This window comes from Nonomuraea sp. NPDC049419, assembly GCF_040676995.1.
GTDB lineage: Bacteria > Actinomycetota > Actinomycetes > Streptosporangiales > Streptosporangiaceae > Nonomuraea > Nonomuraea salmonea.
Genome location: NZ_JBFAQB010000011.1, coordinates 1 through 20,346, shown reverse-complemented (window position 1 = coordinate 20,346; position 20,346 = coordinate 1). Strand labels below are relative to the sequence as shown.

Annotated in this window: 23 protein-coding genes and 1 pseudogene; 12 read left to right on the top strand and 12 right to left on the bottom strand. The window is 68.1% G+C overall.

Features of this window, described 5'->3' with window-relative positions; all coding sequences use genetic code 11:
* Positions 1-51: 51 nt before the first annotated feature.
* Positions 52-777 (bottom strand): hypothetical protein, encoded by a 726-nt coding sequence (locus AB0K12_RS28525; protein WP_364567601.1) that lies wholly within the window; start codon positions 775-777, stop codon positions 52-54.
* A gap of 231 nt (positions 778-1,008) precedes the next feature.
* Positions 1,009-1,995 carry an NAD-dependent epimerase/dehydratase family protein gene (locus tag AB0K12_RS28520; RefSeq protein WP_364567598.1) on the bottom strand — a complete coding sequence of 329 codons (987 nt, stop codon included), beginning with the start codon at positions 1,993-1,995 and terminating at the stop codon, positions 1,009-1,011.
* A gap of 116 nt (positions 1,996-2,111) precedes the next feature.
* On the opposite strand from AB0K12_RS28520, the gene AB0K12_RS28515 reads away from it, so the two are divergent.
* Entirely contained in the window at positions 2,112-2,561 is a 450-nt protein-coding gene (locus AB0K12_RS28515; RefSeq protein WP_364567595.1) for a MarR family transcriptional regulator, read from the top strand.
* Positions 2,562-2,596: 35 nt separating this feature from the next.
* Here AB0K12_RS28515 and AB0K12_RS28510 read toward each other — a convergent pair whose 3' ends face one another.
* Together AB0K12_RS28510 and AB0K12_RS28505 are read right to left on the bottom strand one after the other, a co-directional pair.
* Positions 2,597-3,382: a GNAT family N-acetyltransferase gene (locus tag AB0K12_RS28510; RefSeq protein ID WP_364567592.1), complete on the bottom strand. Its 786-nt coding sequence runs from the start codon at positions 3,380-3,382 to the stop codon at positions 2,597-2,599.
* 231 nt (positions 3,383-3,613) lie between these two features.
* The gene (locus AB0K12_RS28505; protein WP_364567589.1) at positions 3,614-3,931 is read right to left on the bottom strand and encodes a hypothetical protein; all 318 of its coding nucleotides are present in this window, start codon (positions 3,929-3,931) and stop codon (positions 3,614-3,616) included.
* A gap of 506 nt (positions 3,932-4,437) precedes the next feature.
* On the opposite strand from AB0K12_RS28505, the gene AB0K12_RS28500 reads away from it, so the two are divergent.
* On the top strand, positions 4,438-4,878 hold the full coding sequence (locus AB0K12_RS28500) for a cupin domain-containing protein (RefSeq protein ID WP_364567586.1): 441 nt from the start codon (positions 4,438-4,440) through the stop codon (positions 4,876-4,878).
* Positions 4,879-4,982: 104 nt separating this feature from the next.
* Positions 4,983-5,201, top strand: a complete 219-nt coding sequence (locus AB0K12_RS28495; RefSeq protein WP_364567583.1) for a hypothetical protein — start codon at positions 4,983-4,985, stop codon at positions 5,199-5,201.
* On the opposite strand, the gene AB0K12_RS28490 is transcribed toward AB0K12_RS28495, so the two are convergent.
* Together AB0K12_RS28490 and AB0K12_RS28485 are read right to left on the bottom strand one after the other, a co-directional pair.
* A complete protein-coding gene (locus AB0K12_RS28490) occupies positions 5,185-5,463 on the bottom strand; it encodes a hypothetical protein (protein ID WP_364567580.1) in 279 nt (92 codons plus the stop codon). The two genes, AB0K12_RS28495 and AB0K12_RS28490, sit on opposite strands and share 17 nt — an antisense overlap.
* 88 nt (positions 5,464-5,551) lie before the next feature.
* Positions 5,552-6,670, bottom strand: a complete 1,119-nt coding sequence (locus AB0K12_RS28485) for a DUF5685 family protein (protein ID WP_364567577.1) — start codon at positions 6,668-6,670, stop codon at positions 5,552-5,554.
* 336 nt (positions 6,671-7,006) lie between these two features.
* Here AB0K12_RS28485 and AB0K12_RS28480 point away from each other — a divergent pair, with 336 nt between their 5' ends.
* The 3 genes from AB0K12_RS28480 (at position 7,007) to AB0K12_RS28470 (ending at position 10,719) form a co-directional block, all read left to right on the top strand.
* Positions 7,007-7,996 (top strand): zinc-binding alcohol dehydrogenase family protein, encoded by a 990-nt coding sequence (locus AB0K12_RS28480; protein ID WP_364567574.1) that lies wholly within the window; start codon positions 7,007-7,009, stop codon positions 7,994-7,996.
* Between the two features lie 157 nt (positions 7,997-8,153).
* Positions 8,154-8,765 (top strand): CGNR zinc finger domain-containing protein, encoded by a 612-nt coding sequence (locus tag AB0K12_RS28475; protein WP_364567571.1) that lies wholly within the window; start codon positions 8,154-8,156, stop codon positions 8,763-8,765.
* Between the two features lie 367 nt (positions 8,766-9,132).
* Positions 9,133-10,719 (top strand): FAD-dependent monooxygenase, encoded by a 1,587-nt coding sequence (locus AB0K12_RS28470; RefSeq protein ID WP_364567568.1) that lies wholly within the window; start codon positions 9,133-9,135, stop codon positions 10,717-10,719.
* Between the two features lie 437 nt (positions 10,720-11,156).
* Here AB0K12_RS28470 and AB0K12_RS28465 read toward each other — a convergent pair whose 3' ends face one another.
* Complete coding sequence (locus AB0K12_RS28465) at positions 11,157-11,675, bottom strand: carboxymuconolactone decarboxylase family protein (protein ID WP_364567565.1); 519 nt, start codon at positions 11,673-11,675, stop codon at positions 11,157-11,159.
* 338 nt (positions 11,676-12,013) lie between these two features.
* Positions 12,014-12,748, bottom strand: a complete 735-nt coding sequence (locus tag AB0K12_RS28460; protein ID WP_364567562.1) for a methyltransferase domain-containing protein — start codon at positions 12,746-12,748, stop codon at positions 12,014-12,016.
* Between AB0K12_RS28460 and AB0K12_RS28455 the strand changes: the two are divergent.
* Positions 12,705-12,935 (top strand): annotated as a pseudogene (locus AB0K12_RS28455) (MerR family transcriptional regulator); the annotation flags it as partial. The gene AB0K12_RS28460 and the pseudogene AB0K12_RS28455 sit on opposite strands and share 44 nt — an antisense overlap.
* 246 nt (positions 12,936-13,181) lie before the next feature.
* On the opposite strand, the gene AB0K12_RS28450 reads toward AB0K12_RS28455, so the two are convergent.
* The gene (locus AB0K12_RS28450) at positions 13,182-13,670 is read right to left on the bottom strand and encodes a DUF4396 domain-containing protein (protein WP_364567559.1); all 489 of its coding nucleotides are present in this window, start codon (positions 13,668-13,670) and stop codon (positions 13,182-13,184) included.
* A 207-nt stretch (positions 13,671-13,877) separates the two neighbouring features.
* Between AB0K12_RS28450 and AB0K12_RS28445 the strand changes: the two genes are divergently transcribed.
* Both AB0K12_RS28445 and AB0K12_RS28440 read left to right on the top strand, forming a co-directional pair.
* Complete coding sequence (locus AB0K12_RS28445; protein ID WP_364567557.1) at positions 13,878-14,075, top strand: hypothetical protein; 198 nt, start codon at positions 13,878-13,880, stop codon at positions 14,073-14,075.
* 302 nt (positions 14,076-14,377) lie between these two features.
* Positions 14,378-14,545 carry a hypothetical protein gene (locus AB0K12_RS28440; RefSeq protein WP_364567554.1) on the top strand — a complete coding sequence of 56 codons (168 nt, stop codon included), beginning with the start codon at positions 14,378-14,380 and terminating at the stop codon, positions 14,543-14,545.
* A gap of 4 nt (positions 14,546-14,549) precedes the next feature.
* Here AB0K12_RS28440 and AB0K12_RS28435 read toward each other — a convergent pair whose 3' ends face one another.
* The gene (locus AB0K12_RS28435) at positions 14,550-15,446 is read right to left on the bottom strand and encodes a transporter substrate-binding domain-containing protein (protein WP_364567551.1); all 897 of its coding nucleotides are present in this window, start codon (positions 15,444-15,446) and stop codon (positions 14,550-14,552) included.
* 11 nt (positions 15,447-15,457) lie between these two features.
* Complete coding sequence (locus tag AB0K12_RS28430; RefSeq protein ID WP_364567548.1) at positions 15,458-16,126, bottom strand: hypothetical protein; 669 nt, start codon at positions 16,124-16,126, stop codon at positions 15,458-15,460.
* 252 nt (positions 16,127-16,378) lie between these two features.
* Between AB0K12_RS28430 and AB0K12_RS28425 the strand changes: the two genes are divergently transcribed.
* The 3 genes from AB0K12_RS28425 (at position 16,379) to AB0K12_RS28415 (ending at position 18,330) form a co-directional block, all read left to right on the top strand.
* Positions 16,379-16,795, top strand: a complete 417-nt coding sequence (locus tag AB0K12_RS28425) for a hypothetical protein (RefSeq protein WP_364567545.1) — start codon at positions 16,379-16,381, stop codon at positions 16,793-16,795.
* 470 nt (positions 16,796-17,265) lie between these two features.
* Positions 17,266-17,547 carry a hypothetical protein gene (locus AB0K12_RS28420; protein WP_364567543.1) on the top strand — a complete coding sequence of 94 codons (282 nt, stop codon included), beginning with the start codon at positions 17,266-17,268 and terminating at the stop codon, positions 17,545-17,547.
* A gap of 462 nt (positions 17,548-18,009) precedes the next feature.
* The gene (locus AB0K12_RS28415) at positions 18,010-18,330 is read left to right on the top strand and encodes an RNHCP domain-containing protein (protein ID WP_364568305.1); all 321 of its coding nucleotides are present in this window, start codon (positions 18,010-18,012) and stop codon (positions 18,328-18,330) included.
* Positions 18,331-18,886: 556 nt separating this feature from the next.
* On the opposite strand, the gene AB0K12_RS28410 is transcribed toward AB0K12_RS28415, so the two are convergent.
* Entirely contained in the window at positions 18,887-19,759 is an 873-nt protein-coding gene (locus AB0K12_RS28410; RefSeq protein WP_364567540.1) for a hypothetical protein, read from the bottom strand.
* Positions 19,760-20,346: the final 587 nt, after the last annotated feature.

Here is a 20,346-nt window from a genome sequence, read left to right as displayed (position 1 = left end):
GGACACGTACGCGATCGCCGTCCACCGCCGGCGAGCCGACCCCGCCGACTGTCAGGTGAGCTTGGTGGTCACGGTGGACGGGGCCGGGTGCTTGATCGAGACCTTGGCGCCCCAGCCCGTGTAGCTGGTGTCCACGGTGCTCGAGTAGGTCGTCGAGCCCTCCTTCAGCGAGTACGTGGACCGCACCCGGCTGACCAGGCCGGCCGAGGACAAGGTGAGGGTGTAGGCGATCTGCACGTTGTCGTGCGTCTTGCCGATGCCGGCCGCGGACACCCAGGCCGAGACTGCCTTGAGCTCCTTGATGGTGATGGTGCCCGAGACGGTGCGGCCCTTGGCCGTGCCCTTCCCGAGTAAGCGGGCCAGCGTCTTCGGCTCGGCGGGGTTGATGAACTGCGACCACGAGTCGGGCATGCCGCGGTTCTTCCACTTGTACCAGGTCTTGCCTTCGGGCAGGTTGCCGTCGAACGCGTCACCGGAGTAGTAGCCGGACTTGCCGATGCCGATGACGCGCAGGTGCTCGTCGCCGTCCTTCAGGTCGATGTCGAAGGCGGTGACGTCCTTCTTGCCGAACTGGAAGGCCCCCTTGATGTCGCGGGCGCCCCGCTCGTCCGTGCCGTCGGTCCAGGTGACACCGCCGGTGAACCGTACGCCGTGGCCGGGCGCGATCTTCGCCTTCAGGGCTTTGACCGGGTCCTTCGGGGCCGCGTGGACGGGGGTCGCGGTGGTGGTCAGGGTCAGCGCGGCGAGGGCCGCCGTGGCGATGAGTGCGTGTTTCATGGCAGGTGATCATGCCGGACAGGTGCGACAATCCGGGGCCCCAGATCGCCCGTGGGTGGGTTAGCGTTATCCCACTGTCACAAGAGGAGACGAGACCAGCCTCCTCAACGCGTCCTACGAGCACCCTGCGACCCGCACGCAGCCGGATGGCGTGGCGGAGCTGGTCACGGCGCGATCTGTTCACCTGCCCGTGATCTCCCGCCTCGTCGACCACAGTCCCTCAGGACGGACTCACGAGAAGCCCATCTCCGCCAGGCCCTTCTTCAGCGTCATGTCAGGTGAGTAGCCCAGCTCGCGCCGCGCGGCGGTGATGTCGTAGGAACGGTCGCGGCCGGTGAAGCTCACGAGCCAGTTCGTCAGCGGGGGCGCCGACTTGCGCCGGAGCAGGCGGGCCGTACGGTCCATCAGCGCCGCGACGGGCACCGCCATCGCCAGGGGGACGCTGCGGCTCTTGGACAGGTCCACGCCGCGGGTCTCCAGCAAGGGCGTGAGAAAGTCCCGGATGGGCATCGGCGTACCGTCCGTCACGTAATAGACCCCACCGTGGCGGCCCCGCGTGAGCGCGAGGAGCGTGGCGCCGGCCAGGTTCTCGACGTGCACGAAGTCGACGATGTGCCTGCCATGATCGATCCAGGCAAACCGTCCGGCCTGGGCGACCTCGGCCATGTCGGTGATCGTCGCCATTCCCCGGCCCCAGATGAACGGCGGGCGGAGCACCACCAATTCGGTGTTCCCTGCGCGGGCCTGCAGAAGAGCGCGTTCGGTGGCCAGCTTGACCCGGCTGTAGGCGACGTTCGGCCGGCCCTCCGGCGTCGACTCGTCGACGACGGGACGACGTTGACTCCCCGTGGAGACGGATGCGGCGCTGATGAGCACGAACCGTCGCACCCCGGCCGCGACGCTCGCGGCGTGCAGCGCGACCGTCGGCACGAGGTTGGCCCGTTCGAAGAGCGAGTCGGGCCCCCAGAACTCCATGTGTGCCGCGACGTGCACGACCGCGTCGGCCTCGCGCAGCCTGTCGACCCAGCTCGGCGCCGTGGAGCCGGCCTGGCCGAGATCGGTGAGATCGCCGGGAACGGGCTCCGCTCCGGCCGCACGTACACGCTGAACGCTCGACTCCGATCGGGCGAGGGCCAAGACGTCATGTCCTTCGGCGATGAGGCGATGGACGACGACGCCGCCGACGAAACCGCTGCCGCCGGTGATGAAGATCTTCATGCTTCCCACTCCTCGTGGTCGATCACGCGGATACATCGCTCCCAAATAGTTTGACGTCGATGTATTGGCGTCAATGTAACCTCTCGTACGATGGGTGCGTCAAGGGGAGGTGGGCGATGCCGCACGCGAAGAAGAGCGTGACCGCCGCACAGGTCGCCGACGAGTTCAGCCGTACGGCGAAGGTTCTCGTGCGTCACTTCAACGAGCGCCTGGGCGAGCACGGGGTGTCGACGCCGAGGTCCCGCCTGGTGGTGGAGGTGGCGCGTTCGCAGCCCGTCCGCCTCACCGAACTCGCCCTCGCGGTCGGCATCGCGCAGGGCACCGCCTCCACCCTGGTCGACGCGCTCGTCCGCGACGGACTGCTCGAACGCCAGGCCAGCGCGGACGACCGCCGCTCCGTGCTCCTCCACGTGACAGCGCAGGGAGCCGCACTGGCGCAGGACTGGACAGTCGGCTATGAACAGGCGGCGGAAGAGCTCTTCAAGCCCCTCACCGACGAGCAACTGTCGACACTGGTCGACATCTTGCGCACCCTCAGCGCCGAAGAGGCGCCGTCGAGCGACTGAACGGGACGCCAGGCGAGGGCTGGTTCGAAGGCCGGTCAGCCCATCGAGATGAGGATCGGCGCGACGTATCGCCCACGGTCGCCCGGGGCTCGATGGGCACCGTAGACCATCGTCGGCAGAGCCGCGGGGCCTTGGACGGGCCCGAGCCTGGTGAGCCACGGGCGCAGGCCCGGGTAGGCGTCCAGCAGGTCGATCCGCACGTCGCGGTCGGTGCCATGGGCGGCCGCCAGAATCAGCTCGCGAGCCGCTTCTTCCGAGGACGACACGACGGGGCCGATGACACGGTGAGGGCCGGCGTTCCAGGCCACGGCGAAGCCGCCGTCGGCGACGACCGTCCGCTCGGCCCTGGCCAGCAACCTGGTCAGCGTCTTGCTCCGGTCGGCCCCGGTGACTTCCGCGTCCAGCTTCAGCAGCGCGGCGTGGTCCTCCGGTGTCCCCACGCGAACTCGCGGCGAGCACGCCGTCCCCCGCATCGGACCCATGGTGATCGTCAGGCTGCCAACAGGCCGGAAGCCCAGCCGCTCATAAACGGGACGTCCGAACCGGGTCGCGGTCAACTCCACAACCCGATCCCCGGCGATCTGCAGGGCGTGCTCCATCAGCCGCGTGCCCAGCCCCTGCCTGCCATACCTGTCGGCGACCAGCATCATGCCGACACCGGCCAGCGAGTCACCGTAGCGGGTCACCACGACGCACCCCGCCAGTCCGTCACCGTCGGCCGCATCGACGGCGTAAACCTCGCCCACCTCGAACATCAGCCGCCACTTCGCCTCGTCGGTGGACCACCCCCGATCGCCCTCAAGCCGCTGACACAGAGGCAAGTCCTCCAGGGCAAGAAGCCGAATACCAGTCACAGACGAGAACCTACTCCGTCGTCGGTGCCCGTCCCTCGCAGGCCGGGCACCGGTCGCGCACGTGACTGATGGAGCCATGGCGGCTCGCCGAAAAGGGCAAGAACCTGGACGGCAACCGGCGGCCAGAAAGTGAAGTGGTGCGAAGCCCCGGAACAGCCGGTTGATCATTGAGCCGAAATCACCTGGGCGCGCGGCGGCTCAGAGCGTTTGATATCCGACCGAGATCGGCCACGAGGTGCTGCTGCATTTCGCATTTGATTTGACGGAATTGGCAACCCATGGGCCGTACAGCGTGGTGTAGCCGCCGCTGCTGTTCTGGCAGAAGAGCACGACCCGCGTCTGAGTGACTCCGGTGCCGCTGCACAACGCCCAGCCGGTGCCGCCGGGAGTGCCGATCTGCGCGTCAGTGCTGCAGGTCGCCGCCTGAGCAGGGGAAGCCGGTGACACGAGAGCCGCCACGGCGGCGATTCCGGCCGCCGCTGCCGCCGAAACGGCTAACTTCTTGATGTGGCCCATCAACTACCTCCATTGGCGTCGATCATCACCGCTTGATGGTAGCCACAGCTTTGGTGGATATCCATAGGAAGTGGAACGCATTTTTCCGCGAGTGATCTTACGGACTGACCGCAAGGTATTGTTTTATAGTCCGGAACGAAAATGGTCTGTCATTCGGCTGTTTTTGTGCCGTCAATCGCGGCGACCGAACTGCCCGGCGAAACCGATCGTCGAGTCATACCAGCGCGGCCCCAAGCTGCCCGACGGGCAGGTCATCGCCGCGGGAGACCCCATCCTCGCCGCGTATGGGCCCGCCAACCGGCCGGCGCGTTGCCGCCCGTACCCACTCCCATCAGCAACGATCACCCGGACCTCCCGGTGCACCTGCGCGTCGTCGAGTAGCACGGCGGCCGTGGCGTCGCGGCGTCGAGCCTGGTTCCGGGCGTTGTCACAAATCGGGGGGCTGTCCGGTCTGAGCTGGTGCGCGGCCGGATCGAGCCGGCCACCGTTTCGCGAAAGGAAGCCTGATGGGCACCGATCAAGCACACGCTCACCACCTTGAGAACCCCGACAAGAGCGGACCGCCGCCGAAGATCGACGTGGTCGCCACCGTGCCCGGGGCGCCGCCCGCGCCGGAGGGAGCCGAGGCGATGACGATCCACGTCACGCTGCCGCCGAACAGCCCTGGTGCGCCGCCGCACCGGCACTCCGGTCCCGCATACGGGTACGTGGTCAAGGGCGCCATCAACTTCGAGCTCGAAGGCGAACCCGTACGGGTTGTCCGGGCCGGTGAGGCGTTCTGGGAGCCGGGCGGGGACGTGATCCACTACCAGGACGGCAACCACCTCGCCGACGAGGAGTCGGCGTTCGTCGTGACGATGTTCTGCGCGCCCGGGCAGCCGATGCTGACCGTGGTCAGCCCGGAGGAGCTGGAGGCTCGGCGAGACCGCCGGGCGCCACGGTCATGACCAAGGTTTCACTGACCGCGCTCGTTCACGATCTGCTCGCGCGTGCCCATGAGACGGGCAGCGGTCGCAGCGCCACCACTGTCCACGGTGGACACGATCGTTCGTTGCGGCAGACCGTGATGGCATTGCGGCAGGGCGAGCACATGCACGAACACGAGCATCCCGGCGAGGTCACGGTGCACGTGCTGCACGGGCGGGTACGGCTCGTCGCCGGACCCGACTCGTGGGACGGGCTGCCCGGCGACCTGCTGGTCATGCCCGAACGCCGCCACCGCGTGGAGGCCGTGGAGGACTCCGCCTACCTGTTCACCACCACACGGTGAAGACGAGAGGCGGGAACCGGATCCGGTTCCCGCCTTTGGCGATGTGATCCACCCGCAGCGCGCCGTCACCGACTGCCGCACGCAACGCCTTCCCGATCGCGGCGATCTCCACCACGTCGACGCCTTCGGCTTGGACCAGGCGCAACGTGTGCAGGTAGCCGATGAGCAGCTCGTACGACACCGCAGTCCGGGCGAGGAACTCCACGGCCGCCAGACCGGCGTCCTCGCCGTGGTGGGTGACGGTACCCAGCTCCCGCAGCACCGGCTCGCGGGCGGCGCTCGCCGGGTGCCAGGTTCTCAGGACGTTCCCAGCCGGTGACGCCTGACGCGGCGGTGCGAGGCCGACGGCGTCAGTCGCAGCCGCAGCTGCAGCCGTCGCAGCAGCAGCCGTCCTCGCATGAGCAGCAGGAACAGCAATCGCCGCAGTTGCTGCAGCAGTCGCAGCCGGAGCAGTCGAGGCGGCCGCAGCAGGAGCTGTCGCGCTCCTCGTCCCAGGCGGGCCGGTACAGGCCGCAGGTGCAGCAGGTCAGCGCGGCGCACGCCAGGGACAGCAGCCCGCCGGGGTCCCGTTTCGGCGGCCGCTGGTCCGGTGGTGCGCCGGGGTGGTTCGGTTCGGCGGTGGCGAAGGCTCGGGTGACGGCGTGGCCGGTCTCTCGTACCAGCAGGGCGTGGGTCAGGGCGGGGCGGGGCAGGTCGAGCGCGTGTACGGCGGCGCTCAGGCCGGCGTGCGCGGTGTCGCAGTGGCGGCGCGCCTCGTCCAGGCCGGTGCCGGTGGCGGCGAGCGGGTTGTACGCCCCGGACGCCCGGTCCTCGGCGAGGTCCTCCACCGCGTCGATCAGGTGGGCCAGCCTCCCGAACGCGCGACCGGCCGCCTCCAGGGCCTCGCGGTTGTGGGGTTTACCGGCGAGCGTCCCGGTGTGCGCGAACGCCGCCGCCACGGCGTCCTCGGTGGGCCCCATCAGCTCGCCTAATCCGGGACGCCTCTGAGCGGGGATGCGTTCCAGGAACGCCTGACGCGCGGCCGCCTCCGTCAGCGGGGCGGGGTCGAAGGCGAGCGTGCCGGCCGTGGCCGTACCGGCGGAGGACCAGCGGTTCGCCAGGCGGGTGGCGCCGGCGGCCAGGGGGCGGCGGGCGTACATGCCGTCGCCGTCGGCCACGTGGTCGTTCACCTTGCCGGCCGCCAGGAGCAGCGACACCGACGCCGCCAGCCGTACCCCTTCGGACTCCACCACGTCGGCGCCCTTGAACCCGCGCAACGCGCACGGGCCCGCCTTCCTGCGCGGCGTGGGCGCGGACGTCTGGGCCTCGGTCAGGACGGACACGAGCAGGCCGTCATAGTTGGTCACCAGCCGGGACAGGTGTCCGTGCTCGTCGCGGAGGGCCAAGCAGAGTCCGCACAAGTGGCCCATCCAGTCCGCGTACAGGCCCTTGCACAGGACGTGCCGACACGGGCGGACAATGCCGAACATACGTCCCCTTATGGTCACAACGGAGATCCCCAACCGTAGCAGCAGCCCCTGAATGGTGAGCTGCGGCCGTCGGCTTGCGGACCGCCGATCGCCTGCCTGCATCCCAGCTCGCGGTCGGCTCTCAGCAAGACATAGCCGTGAAGATGGCACCTATGTTGATTTCGTTCGGTCGAGGCTGAAGCCCTGCCAGCCCACCTGGGATGTACGGCGAAGTCGACGTGGGTGCAGAGCCCGATCCAGCTACTGGACCGACATAGCCAATCCGGTTAAGCTTCTTTCATGCTCTGAGCCATCGGTCGTCCGACCGGTCGGCGGGGCCGAGGTGAGGAACGGGCCATGCGCGCGATTGAATACGACCGGTTCGGCAGCTATGACGTACTGGAGTTGCGGGAGAGGCGCCTGCCGGCGCCCACCGAGGGGCAGGTGCTCGTCAGGATGACGGTGGCCGGGGTGAACCCGCTGGACGAGACGGTGCGTTTGGGAAAACTCGCACCCACCCTGCACAAGCCGCTGCCGATCCGGCCGGGTGGCTTCGGTGTGGGGCGGGTCGAGGAGCCCGGCGCCTCGGGACTGGCCGCAAGTGACCGTGTCGTGCTGAGCGGAGGACGGTACGGGGTGAGCACCGACGGTTCGTGGGCCGACTACATCGCGGTCGACGCGGCCCATCTGGTGCCGATCCCAGACGGCGTCGACGACGAAACCGCCGCCGCGCTGACGACCGGCGCCGGTTACCTGACCGCTTACCTGGCGCTGAACGAGTTGGCGGGTTTTCGCGGCGGCCAGAGTGTACTGGCGCCGGGCGTCGGCGGTGCGGTCGGTCAGGGCGGCGTGGAGGTCGCCCGTGTCCTGGGCGCGTCGCAGGCCATCACCACGGCCACCACCACCGAGAAGGCGGAGCTGGGCCGGTCCGCAGGGTATGAGGTCATCGACCTCACGCACGAGTCGCTGCGTGAAGGGGTGGCGCGGCTGACCGACGGTAAGGGCGTGGACGTCGTGCTGGACGGCGTCGGGGGTTCGGTCACCGGGGAGGCACTCGGCTCGTTGGCCGTGGGCGGCACCCTCGTCAGCATCGGTTACGCGGCCGACGTGCGTGCCGAGATCAACGTGACCGACCTGATATGGAAGAACGCCCACATCCACGGATTCAGGTTCGCCTTGTTCACCACCGAGCAGGTCAACGCCGCCAACGCGGCCCTGCTCGACCTGGTCTCGCAGGGTGAGCTACATCCGAAGGTGGCGCAGGTCCTCCCGCTGGAGAAGGCTTCCGAGGCGCAGCGCGTCCTGGCCGAGGACGGCCCCTTCGGCCGCATCCTGCTCGCTCTGTGACCCAGCGCGCCTCGGCAGGGTGGCACGGGGCGTATGCCGAGGGAGGACCTGACGGGCCCGTCGGCACTGCGGACATGTTCGTTAGGATCCGCGGACACACCATGTCGGTGCTACGTGACGCCAGGGGATGTCGCATCCCCGGAGAAAGGACAACGCGATGACGTGGCCGGCCACGGAGCGCTATGCCTTGGAACCTGCTCCCGGCGGTCTCGCGTTCGTCCAGGACCTGCTCAACACCTCGCCCGCCGGCAGGCCGCGCCATGCTGACTGGCTCGACGACCCCAGCGCCGCGCAGACGTGGTTGAGCGAGGCGCTCGCCCGTTGGAGCGTGGCTTCCGGCCGGCCCGCTCCTGCTGTGGACCTCACCGATCGTGACTGCGAGGCGCTGCGGGATCTGAGATGGGCTCTCCGCAGGCTTCTCTCCGATCTGAGCGACGGCGCCGAGGAGGTGTCCGCGCAGGTACTGGCCGCCCTTCCGCCATTGTCCGTCTCGATGCGGGTCGACGAGCGCGGCACCGTCGTCGCGGAACCTTCGGGCACCGGATGGCGGAGGGTCGCATCGCTCGTGCTGATCGAATGCCTCCAGGCACAGCAGACCGACCAGTGGCGGCGACTGAAGACGTGCCGCAACGAGCGCTGCCCGTGTGCGTTCTACGACCGTTCACGCAACAACAGCGGCGTCTGGCACGACGTACGGTTCTGCGGCAACGCCGCAAACCTGCGCGCCTACCGCGCCCGCAAGCGGGAACAGGCCACCTCCGGCGAGTGACCCTCACGCCACCCCTGCCATCGGCGGCCGAGCAACGGAGCTATGGGACGTGGCCGGCGGTGCCCGCCTGCCGCCGGCCCGCCATGTGAACGTCGGCACAACGTCACGGCGATCGCTCTGAGCCCCGACGGGGCCGCCTGGCCGTGGGCTCGGCCCGTTCCGTCGTTGATGGGACCTGCGCGGCGGGCGACCCGTCGGACGGCCCTCCGACTGGAGCGGCTGGACGGACGTCGTCTCTCAGCAGAACACGGAGGTCAGAGCCATAGGACGACGTACGCGCCTCCCTGCCGGATTGACGAGTGGGCTAGCGCCCACTAAAAATGGGCGATCGCCCACTCTATTGTCGTCATGAAGGGAGAGCGACTCCATGGAGACCTCTGACATCACGGACGTCCTCATCGTCGGCGCGGGGCCGGTGGGGCTCACGCTGGCGTGTGAGCTCGCCCGCCGCGACCTGCGCGTGCGGATCATCGATCGCGCCACCGCCCACCCGGCCGGAACGCGGGCCCGGGGCGTCCGGGCCCGCACCCAGGAGGTGTTCGAGGACATCGGCGTGCTCGGCCGCCTGGCCGAACACGCCGAACCTCCCCTCCCCACGCGCTTCTACGACGCGGAGGGGAGCGTGGTGCGCGAGGTGGTCATGTACGACGCGCCTCCGGTGCCGGGTGCGCCCTATCCGGGCAGCCTCATGGTGGGTCAGCAGTTCACCGAGGCGGCCCTGCGCGAGAAGCTGGCCTCGCTCGGCACCACGGTGGAGCTCGGCGCCGAGCTGGTCGCCCTCTCCCAGGACCGCGACCAGGTCACGGCAGCCATCCGCCTTGACGGGCGGCTGCAGGACATCCGCGCGCGCTACCTCGTCGGGTGCGACGGCGGCGGCAGCACCGTACGCAAGCAGGCCGGCATCGACTTCCTCGGCGAGACGTGGGAGCGGCAGCGGATGCTGTTCGGCAACCTCAGCGTCGACGGCCTGGACGCCTCGGTTTCCCACATGTGGGCGACCGGCCCCGGCGGCATGCTGACCCTGGCCCCGATGCCGAGCAGCGGAACCTGGTTCTTCACCGCCCCGCTGCCGCCGGACGACGGCCAGGAGTTTCCCCCGGTCTCGGTGGAGACGTTCAGCAACATCTTCGCCCAGCACGTCGGGCTGCCCGGCGTGCGCTTCCACGACGCGATCTACCTCTCGATCTACCAGGTCAACATCCGCATGGTCGACCGATACCGGGTTGGCCGCGTCTTCCTGGCCGGAGACGCCGCCCATGTACACACGCCCGCGGGCGGCCAGGGCATGAACACCGGCGTCCAGGACGCGTACAACCTCGGCTGGAAGCTCGCGCACGTCCTGCGCGGAGCGCCCGAACCGCTGCTGGACACCTATGAGGAGGAACGCCTGCCGATCGCCAGGCACGTGCTGGCCTCGACCACCGCCCGGGGCAGATACTGGGCCGGCGGCGACACCGCACGCGTGTCGGAGCGCATCGCCGGCGCGTTCCAGGGGCAGGATCCGTTCAGCGACGTCAGCCAGCTCACCATCACCTACCGAGGCGGCAGCCTGGCCCGCGACCTGGACGAGGCGATCGGCATCCGCGCCGGCGACCGCGCCCCGGACGCCCGCTGCGTCGAACCGGAGAGCGGCAGGCAGGTCAGACTGTTCGACCTCTTCCACGGCACGCACGTCACACTGCTCGTCTTCGGCCCCGGACCCGCGCCTCAGATGCGCGAGAGCCGGCGCGGCGACGTGCACACGCATCGCATCGTTCCTCCGGGCCTGTCCTGCGGCGACGGCGCATTGATCGACGTGACGGGGCAGGCGCACGAGCTTTACGGGGTGGACGGCGACGGCCTCGTCCTCATCCGCCCCGATGGCCACGTCGCCCTCACGGGAGGCAGCTGGGACGACCTCTCCGTGGCCGACTACCTCGACAGGTTGATCGGCGACCCAGCACACGCCCTCTGACTCTGACGCGCGAGCGGCAGGCGCTGAAAGGCGGCGCGGCGGCCAGGCAGCACCGGACATCCTCGGCTCGCGAGAACGAGCCGACTGTCGCGACCGTCCGCGATCTCACTCCGCTGCGGGCGATCGCAGATGACTCTTCACATAACGGTGGGCCGGGACGAGGATGGGTCCGGTCTCGCCCGGTGCGAGGGGGGTCGAACAGCCCTTCGTCGGCCCAGCCGTTCCGCTCGTAGAACCGGCGGGCGCGGGCGTCGCCCGCGACGACCGTGCCGGCGCGTTCGCCGAACGAGTTCGGGATCCGGGCCGCCGCGAGCGACTCGGGGACGTTGCCTCGGTGCCCGTCGTCCCAGCCTTCGTACCAGATTCCGGCGATCTCCTGGACGTCTTCCTGTCTCGCGGGACGCAGTTCCACGCTCTGGCTCCCTTCGCGGGCATCGTCAGCTCGACGGCTGCAGGCCGGCCAGGAGGTTGAAGGCGCCGGTCAGGAGGTTGAGCGTGACGACGCCGACGATCTCGGCGATGACCCGGTCGCTCCAGCCGTGCGCCCGCAGGTCGGCCACGTCGGCGTCGGTGAGGGACGACGGCTCGGCCAGCACCCGTACGGCCACGGCGATCAGGGCCGCCTCCCTGGCGTCGGTGGACGTGCCCTGCCGCGCCAGCGCGATGTCGGCCTCGCTGAGCCCGGCCGCGCGCGCCGCCTCGATGTGCGCCTGCATGCAGGTGCCGCACCCGATCCACTCCTGTACGGCGAGCGAGACCTTCTCGCTGAGGGCCCGCGGCAGTTTGACCCGTTTCATCGCGCGCGACAGGTTCAGATAACCCTCCAGCAGCGCCGGGGAGTGCGCCATGGTGGCGACCATCTCCCCCACACTGCCCCTCCTGTCCAGGATGTCCTGCAGCAGGTCCTTGGACTTGCCGGGCGCGGTCGCGGGTTCAAGCGGCACGAAGCGTCTCATAGGGATGTACCGTACCCCCCTACCGTATAGGAAGGAAAGATGATGGAACGCTTGCTGACCCGGCATCTGTCTCGGTGGCTCGGCCGCTGGCCCGCGACGGCCGGCCTGGACATCGCCGGCTCACGCGAGCGGGAGCGGCCCGGCTGGGACGCCAAGCCGCACCCCGCCCTCGGGGTGTCGAGCCCCGCGGGCGGGGTGCTGTCGGTCCCGACGTACGCCGTCGCGAGCGTGACCGACCAGTACGCGAAGGACGGGGATCTCGACCTGGCCGAACCGATGGCCGAGGCCGCCGGCTTCCGTGACCTGGGGGTGGCGCGCCTACGGCGCCGGCTGATCGGCTACTTGGTGGCGGAGGCGACGAACAGCGGCAGGGCCAGGAACAGCCGGTCCTCCTCGGCACGTCGCGCCTGCTCCCCCGTCCAGGCGTCGCACTCCTCCCGGGTGATGACCCCCGCCGAATGCGCGGCCCGCGCGAGGCCGGCCAGCATGGCGAGCATGGTCTCGCCGGTGAAGACCCCGACGTGCACCTCCACCTCCACCTCGCGGAACCCGGCGTCCAGCAGCAGGTTGCGGTACGCGCGGGCGGCGCGCGGGTTCGTGGTGAGATCGGCGCGGGCGTGCACGATGGTCCTGGTGAGGGCGGGCTGGTCGGAGTCGATGACGATGGTGTCCCAGTCCTGTCCGATGAGGACGATCCGGCCGCCGGGGGCCAGCACGCGTACGGCCTCGGCCAGGGCCTTGGCCGGGTCGGCGAGCTCGTGGAAGACCTTGTCCGCCCGGTAACCGGCCACCTCGCGATCATGCAAAGGCAGGCGGTAGGCGTCGCCGATGCGGAAGTCGGCCTCGGGACGGCGCCGCCGGGCCACCGTGATCATCTCTTCGCTGACGTCCACGCCGACCGCCGTGACGTTCCTGTCGGTCAGCTCGGCCACCGCCAGGCCCGCGCCGCAGCCCACGTCGACGACGGTTTCCCCGGGTTTGAGCCGGAGCAGGTCGTACGTGCGGGCGCGCAACAGGCCGGCGGCCGGCATGGCGTCGGCGCGGTCGAGGAGCTTGATGAGTTCGTTCGACATGCGCCCAACCATGCGACTTAATGTCGACATGAAGTCAAATCCGGCGATGGCCATCGGCGACGCCGCAGCCCGGTTCGGGCTCGCGCCGCACGTCCTGCGCCACTGGGAGGCGGTGGGCCTGCTCTCCCCGGCCCGCGCCGAGGGCGATCGCCGCCGCTACGGCCGCGACGACCTCTACCGGATCGCGGCGATCCTGCGCGCCAGGGAAGCCGGCATCGGCCTGGAGGATCTCCGTCAGATGCTCACCGCCGCAGAACCGGCCACCCGCCGCGAGATCCTCCGCCGCAACCGCGAGGATCTGCTCCGCCGCATCGCCGCGGCCCAGGCGTCGCTCGACCTCATCGACTGCGCGCTGGCCTGCGACCACGAGGACCTGGCCACCTGCCGGCACTTCCGGGCGCTGCTCGCCGAACGCGTCGAGCAGGCCGACCGGTCAGTGATGGTAGGCGTGGATCACGGCGTGGCCCCTGCCGCGTCCGATGATCCACTTGTTGATGGGCACCGTGACGAGGAAGGCCACCAGCAGGGAGAATGCCAGCGCGCCCCAGAACAGCAACGAGGCCAGACCGGCGTCCATCGCGCCCGGGATGATCACCATGACGCCGTTGTCGACGATCTCCATGACGAGGATCGACAGGGTGTCGGCGGCCAGGGCGAGGCGTAGCGCCGCACGCCACTTCAGGCCCGCACGGAACAGGCCGCGCAGGGTGAGCGCGTACCCGAAGACGAACGCCAGGACGACGGCCAGCAGGATGCTGGGCAGGTCGTGCCAGCCCAGGGCGGTGGCGATGACCATGCCGAGCACCTCACCGATGGCACAGCCGGTGAGGCAGTGCAGGGTCGCCGAGGCGGCCACTCCCCATGTCGCCTTCCGCTGCGGATGGACGCCGGGGTCGTCACCGTGGTGCGTCGAATCAGACATCAGAACCTTCTAGCTCGATCGGCCACCCAGGCAACCTATACCCCCTACCCGTATAATGGCAAAGTCCACCCTGCGCGGCGCGCATCCGCCGGCCCGCGGCTCCATCGACATGCTCGGCACCCTGATGTCACCCTCGGCCTCGGCACCACCGTCTACGCCATCGTCCGCGCACCGGAGGCCGGCTGGGGCTCGGCCGAGACATGGTTCGTGCTCTCCGGCACCGTGACTCGGCTGGCCGCGTTCGTCGCCGTCCAGGCCCGCCGCCGCGAGCCGCTGATGCGCCTGTCGATCTTCCGTACGCCGAACCTGGCCGCCTACACGGTGGCGGACCGCAACATGATCACCGAGCGGAACCCCGCTTCGGCCGGCGTCCTCGCCGAGCAACTGCTCAAAGTCCTGCCGTAGCGGAACACGCGGCGCATTCACCGAAAGCCGATTTCCTACCGCTGGCCGCAAGTGAACCGTTCTTGACCTGTGGACGCTGGAGGCGCGAGTGCGCTGATGCGCTTATGAGATATCTCGATGCGGTACAAAAAGAACGTGAATCCGTGTCGCCCGGAATGGGATCGCGTGCGGCTCCAGACCCAATACGACGCCGACGCGCACAAGGCGATGAGAAAGTCCCTGCAACTGGCGCCGTTCCGCGCCTCCTACAGGAACACCTGGCCGTCCGGCCACAGGTACCGGTTGCACACGAACTGGTCTGCGTGGACGACACCGCGTTCTACGCGGCTCCAGGAACGTTTACCCGACACGACCCAGGATCACGGTTTCTCATCGAGAACGCGGACGCGGCCACGAAGCTCAAGACGGAGTTCCTCGACGAGCAGTGGTCGAATTCCGAGCACGCCGCGATCTGCGACCACGACTGGTGAACCGTCAGGGTCCACACTGCTCGAAAGCGGTGAGTTTCGGTTTGTACGCGTCCGCCTCCGACGCCAGATCGGGGAAGTTCTGCCCGAAGATCTTCTCCCACTCTCCGCTCCTGATGAAGTCCTTGAGATGCTCGGTCAGCAGCAGGCAGTCGGCGCCGCTGTTCTTGGGCAGCGCGATGCCGTAGTTCTCGTAGTGCCCGAAGGTGAGCTTGGGCAGGACCCGGAGCGAGGAGTCATTCCGGGCCCGTCCGTACAGGAGCAGCTGGTCGGTGGACACTCCGTGCACGCTGTTGTTCTTGAGGGCGTCGATGCACTGCTCGACGCTCTCCTCCTCCGTCACCTTCATCTTTCTGGCCTTCAGCTCCTCGATGGACGTGGAGCCTCTCGGCGCGCATATGGTCTTGGTCTCGAGATCGGAAATAGTCGCGATCTTCTTCTCGTCGGCCCGGACCATGACGCCCTGTTTGTTGACCAGGTACGGGCCCGCGAAGTCCATGCGGCTCTTCCTGCCGTCGGTGATGGAGAAGGCGGCGAAGACGGCATCGACCAGGAGCGGCTCATTGGTGATGGCCGGCTCCCGCTCCGCCATGGTGAGGTCGACGTGTCGCGGCACGAAGTCGATCTTTGAGGAGAGCCACCCGATCAGGCCATTGTCGAAACCGCTGCGCGTGTTGGGCCCGACTTTCAACTGCCCCATCCCGGGCAGGTCGGTCAGTACTCCCATGTTGATCATGACGCCTTTTCTGAACTTCGTCTCCGTCGACGCCGCCCGCCCGTGCGCCACCGGCGCGGGCCGGCCCTGCGTGGGCGATGGCGCGGGCTCCGCGGCGGAGCAGGAGGTCGTGGCCAGCGTCAGCAGTGCCGTTGCGGCGGCGAGGACGCGCGTGCCGGTGGTCGCCATTCCTGGATCTCCTAGTTGTGCAGGACTGCTTCTGCGACGGACAGGTCGACCCTGCAGGCGAGGTCGTCCTCGTACAGCACGGCCTTGATCTGGACTTCCTTCCTGGCGTGGCCGAGATGAAGTTCCACGGTTTCTCCCGGCCGCTTCTTCCAGGCCGCGTGTTCGTTCCGTTCAACTCGGTCCACGATCGGGATGAGGTCGACTCTGGCCGGGGTTACGCACGATCCGGCGCCGGAGGGATTGCGCAGGGTGACCTTCAAGGTGAGAAAGCGGCGGTCGAAGGCGCTCTCGGGGACCTTGATGAGGGCGTAGTTGCCCTCCATCATGTTGTGGCCGTACTGCACGTCCAGTGGTCCGATGGTGAGGTCAGGCCGGTACGCGATCACGGAGTAGGTCAGGTACGCGGATGCGAGCAGCGCCAGCGCGGTGGCCGCTCCGATGACGCGCTTGCGAGCCGGGCTCAATATCTGCCGCTGTGGCGGTCTGCGGCGTAATGGGGCCGGGGAAGAGGGCTGAGGTTGGCGCCACGCGCAGACGATGGAGATTATCGCCACGGTCAGGCTCCAGACGCCCGCCAGCCGGGCACCCGTCTCGCCGAGAAAAGTCAGGCCCACTCCGAGAGCCATGGCGACGACCACAGCGAGCCAGGCGATGGAACTGTGAAGAGTTCGTGTCTTCATATTTCTCTGCCGCGATAGTTGAACACGCAAAAATCATCCCGCGCATGTCTGGAAACCCCCGTGGCTCGTGCCACCGGCTTGGCACGACATGTTATACCGCAACAAAGATCCAATTTTTGTTTCCGCATTGAGACCTACGGCGCACAGCTATCAAAACTTCATGACATATGCCGTTATGTCTCGATCGATGCGGCGCAAGCCTCTCCTTTATTACTTTCGAGCTCGTCCTTTCCTCCATAAGCTTCGAGTCAGATGAACCCGACCTCGTGGCAGGAGCCGGTCAGCATGAACCGTCTCAGAAGACTCTTCTCCATTCCCGCCGCCGCACTGCTCGCCACCTCAGCGTTCTGGGTGTCACCGCTGCAAGCACACGCCGACAGCGCCCACGGGTGCCCTCATCCGTACGTCTGCATCTATCGAGACCCTGGCCTGCGCGGCGGAATCGTCGCCCGCTACCAAACGATCATGAACGAATCGCAACCGGTCACCGTACGCGGCTTCAGCGCTTTCAACACCCGAAACGGCGACGTCGCCCACATCGCCACCCGCCGATATGACGCCAATGGCGTGAGTTTCTGGGTTCACAGGTGCATCGGCCCCAACTCGTGGGGAGAGATCGGCCCGACACCGATCCAAACCGTTCGGATCGACTCACGAAGCTCCTGCTGACCCGGGCAAACGGTGCAGGTCGCTCCCCTGCTGAGCGGGTCTTCCGGTGGGACAGTTCGGGGGCGTACATGGCCCAGGTCGCGGCGGACAGTGGCCTGTCTCGGCGACCTGCGGGCGAGTCACCGACGTACCGTGATCGCGCGGCCTCTTGACGGGTAGCTTCGTGCCACGCGAGCCGCGTCTTCCCCCGACCCAGCCGAGCAGAGCAGAGCCGCGGCTGCGCTGGAAGGGCAGGCCGACGTAGGTGAGGCCGGGCACCGGGCTGATTCCGCCGATGTGCAGGGGCACGCCGCCGTCCAGGGCGCCGGGGAAGCGACGATGTCCGGCGCGAGCGGCAGAACGGGAATGTGCGGACGCTGGAAAGGTCGCTGCCACACAGGATCAGGCCGTCACTGACGATGAGCTGCACAGCGTAGGGGGCGTGCATGCCGGCGACGCCGATCTCTCCGCCGTAGCAGAAGCGGCCGGGCGTGATCGTCGGCACCAGCCATGAAGCGCTGACGGAGATGCGGCGTCTGCTGTCGATCCTGCGCATCGAGTCCCGCGAGGACGACGAGGGCGGCCCTTCGCCGATGCCGGGGATGGGCCGGCCGGACGTCCTGATGGAGCGCATGCGCAGGGCCGGGCAGACGATTCAGCTGGAGGTGGAGGGCCGGCCCAGAGCGCTGCCCTCTGGCCTTGACCCGTGCGCGTACCACATCGTGCAGAAGTCGCTGACCAACCTCGCCGAGGACGGCCCCCTGCCCTGGTAGCGGAAGGGTACGAGGAGATCGCTTCCTCGAAACGGAAATCGTGTTGCCCTCGCCGAGCCCGTCGTGCTGTGATCACCGAGCATGCCGCCGACGTCGAAGGAGGGTGATGCGTCAACCATATGTGGCGGTCACGGCAGCGCTCTGATCACAGGGGACGACGCCGACGCCAGTGAGCATGGGACGACACCTACCGCTGGCAGCTGAGGAGGCTCGGCTGACAGTGACCGGGACAATCCATCCAAACCCGGTCGAGGTCCGGATCCGACGGCTGAGAGATGCCCCGGTGAAGCAGGAAGCGGAAGTAATCGCCGACCCCTGATGAGGGGGAACAGGCGGTGAACCGGTCCCTCGCCCACGCAAGCCTGGGAGCTGTCGGAGCGCCATGCGCGGACGGACAGCGAGATCCGAACGGAACCCTGCGCTCCCGATTGAAGATCACTTCTTCGATCCGGAGGCAGAGCCATCAGCAGGTCCGCCCAGAACCAGGGCTTCACGTGCGAACACTGCGGCGCGAACGTCGCACCGCTGAGCAACGGGAGCTACCGCAACCACTGTCCGACATGCCTGCGCTCCAAGCACGTCGATGTCATCCCCGGCGACCGGGCCTCGGCCTGCCGTGGACTGATGCATCCTCGGCGTGTCGAGCACCGCGGCGGCAAGGGACTCGTGCTGGTCCACGAGTGCGCCGAATGCGGCTTCATCCGATCCAACCGGGTCGCCGAAGACTCCGTCCAGGGCGACGACATCGACGCGATCATCACGCTGATGTCCGACCTCGGATAGCAGGCCGCACCGGCGGTGGATCACGCACCGATGCTCCGCCGTAGCCTGCCGTCATTACGCCGTCGTGATCGTCGGCGGCGCGCCACCGACGATCACGACTCCCCTTTTCGGCCGCGTACGCGCCGGCATCGACGTCCGCAGAGGGCCCGCCCCGCCTTGACCAACGGGTGGAAAGGCATCCCCGCGCTGAATCGAGATCGGTTCGCATACGTGGTCAACGGCGAACTCGTGACGACTTCGGTGGTCGGCGACCCAGAAGAACGGGATGGCATCGAACCAAACGCATTGGACGACCATCTGGACGGATTGACGTTCGAAGGCGATACGGCGTCCGCCGAAGTGACCTCCGCCCTACGCCTCATCGGCCGCGTCACGGGGAGGGACTCGGCCGAGCGTGGCTCGACAGCCCGCACACCAGTTTCCCGCCACTGCCCGGTATCCAAGCAGATCCGGCTAACCGGTAGCGACCGCAGTCGACGTCCTGTTGTCGAGGAGTTCGGGCGAATTGATCACCCGCTCGTCGCCAGGACGTCAACTGGACACCTTTCGCGTTCGCCTACACGTGGGCCGGTACCCTCACGCCCGCGCCGAAGGCGTAGAGCCGATCGCCGAATGCCGCGGCGCCCAGCGGGTGTTCGGTGGTGCCTCCGCCTTGGACTTCGGCCCAGCCGTCGAATGGGTGATTCTGTCGAGCGGAATTGACGTAGATCCGCTTATCGGTCCCTGTGCCGAAGACGTAGAGCCGGTCGCCGAAGGACGCGGCCGCGAGCGGATGGTCGGTGAGGCCGCCGCCCTGGACCTCCGTCCAGCCGTCGAACGGCTGATTCTGCCGGGCCGAGTTCACGTAGATCCGCCGGTCCGTGCCCGCGGCGAAGACGTACAGCCGGTCACCGAACGCCGCCGCCGCCAGCGAATGGTCCGTGAGGCCCCCTCCCTGGACCTCCGTCCAACCGTCGAACGGCTGATTCTGCCGGGCCGAGTTCACGTAGATCCGCCGATCCGTGCCCGCGGCGAAGACGTACAGCCGGTCACCGAACGCCGCCGCCGCCAGCGAATGGTCCGTGAGGCCGCCACCCTGGACCTCCGTCCAGCCATCGAACGGGTGGTCCTGGCGGGCCGAATTCACGTAGATCCGCCTGTCGGTACCCCTGCCGAAGACGTAAAGCCGGTCGCCGAACGACGCGGCCGCCAGCGGGTGATCCGTGAGGCCGCCGCCTTGGACCTCGTTCCAGCCGCCGAACGGGTGATGCTGCTGGGCCGAGTTCACGTAGATCCGCCGGTCCGTGCCCGCGGCGAAGACGTACAGCCGGTCACCGAAGGACGCGGCCGCCAGCGGGTGATCCGTGAGGCCGCCGCCTTGGACCTCGTTCCAACCGTCGAACGGGTGATGCTGGCGAGCGGAATTCACGTAGATGCGGTTGTGATTCATTTGTTTCCCCCGGTTCGTTGTGCGACGGATGATTGGGACTGGACTCAGCCGTCCGGCAGGACCAGACCACGTTGCGAAAGTTGGGCATGCGTCATGAGCGGCCGGAACCGATGTTTCGGTGTCGGATCCGCGGCAAGGGAAAAGATATTCCGATGCGCTGCGTGCTGACGGAGCATGAGATCGGTCAGTACTGCTCAGCCGCCGACGACGACCATGAATGGCCTCCGCAAGCAGGCGACGAAACCGGAAGGCTCGAGTGGTTCAAGCGTTCAATCCATGGAATCGACTTTTCTTTATCCGGCCTCCAGGCAAAGCCACCGTCCTGAGTCTTTGTTCCCTGTCCGGGCAGGCCGCATCGCGCGAACGAGACAATCCACATAAGCTCGCACATCTTCATGCTGGCGCTTCACCCCCACAGCCGCCCACTTACGCTCCCGATCGCACGCTTTGAAGCAGGCCATACCTGCGGATGACCGCAGGCCGGTGCGCCGTCTAGTGCTGTGACCGGAAACGATCACCGGGTTGGCGTGTAAGACAGTCCTGCCGGTTGGATGATGCTGATCACGCGCGATCGGCATTCAGGAGGC

Excerpts from the sequence above, each read along its gene's own strand:
- AB0K12_RS28500 (WP_364567586.1), top strand. The coding sequence starts at position 4,438 with ATGGGCACCGATCAAGCACACGCTCACCACCTTGAGAACCCCGACAAG.
- AB0K12_RS28425 (WP_364567545.1), top strand. The coding sequence starts at position 16,379 with ATGAACCCGACCTCGTGGCAGGAGCCGGTCAGCATGAACCGTCTCAGA.
- AB0K12_RS28410 (WP_364567540.1), bottom strand. The coding sequence starts at position 19,759 with ATGAATCACAACCGCATCTACGTGAATTCCGCTCGCCAGCATCACCCG.
- AB0K12_RS28520 (WP_364567598.1), bottom strand. The coding sequence starts at position 1,995 with ATGAAGATCTTCATCACCGGCGGCAGCGGTTTCGTCGGCGGCGTCGTC.
- AB0K12_RS28485 (WP_364567577.1), bottom strand. The coding sequence starts at position 6,670 with ATGTTCGGCATTGTCCGCCCGTGTCGGCACGTCCTGTGCAAGGGCCTG.
- AB0K12_RS28515 (WP_364567595.1), top strand. The coding sequence starts at position 2,112 with ATGCCGCACGCGAAGAAGAGCGTGACCGCCGCACAGGTCGCCGACGAG.
- AB0K12_RS28480 (WP_364567574.1), top strand. The coding sequence starts at position 7,007 with ATGCGCGCGATTGAATACGACCGGTTCGGCAGCTATGACGTACTGGAG.
- AB0K12_RS28470 (WP_364567568.1), top strand. The coding sequence starts at position 9,133 with ATGGAGACCTCTGACATCACGGACGTCCTCATCGTCGGCGCGGGGCCG.
- AB0K12_RS28430 (WP_364567548.1), bottom strand. The coding sequence starts at position 16,126 with ATGAAGACACGAACTCTTCACAGTTCCATCGCCTGGCTCGCTGTGGTC.
- AB0K12_RS28450 (WP_364567559.1), bottom strand. The coding sequence starts at position 13,670 with ATGTCTGATTCGACGCACCACGGTGACGACCCCGGCGTCCATCCGCAG.
- AB0K12_RS28435 (WP_364567551.1), bottom strand. The coding sequence starts at position 15,446 with ATGGCGACCACCGGCACGCGCGTCCTCGCCGCCGCAACGGCACTGCTG.
- AB0K12_RS28465 (WP_364567565.1), bottom strand. The coding sequence starts at position 11,675 with ATGAGACGCTTCGTGCCGCTTGAACCCGCGACCGCGCCCGGCAAGTCC.
- AB0K12_RS28460 (WP_364567562.1), bottom strand. The coding sequence starts at position 12,748 with ATGTCGAACGAACTCATCAAGCTCCTCGACCGCGCCGACGCCATGCCG.
- AB0K12_RS28475 (WP_364567571.1), top strand. The coding sequence starts at position 8,154 with ATGACGTGGCCGGCCACGGAGCGCTATGCCTTGGAACCTGCTCCCGGC.
- AB0K12_RS28505 (WP_364567589.1), bottom strand. The coding sequence starts at position 3,931 with ATGGGCCACATCAAGAAGTTAGCCGTTTCGGCGGCAGCGGCGGCCGGA.
- AB0K12_RS28525 (WP_364567601.1), bottom strand. The coding sequence starts at position 777 with ATGAAACACGCACTCATCGCCACGGCGGCCCTCGCCGCGCTGACCCTG.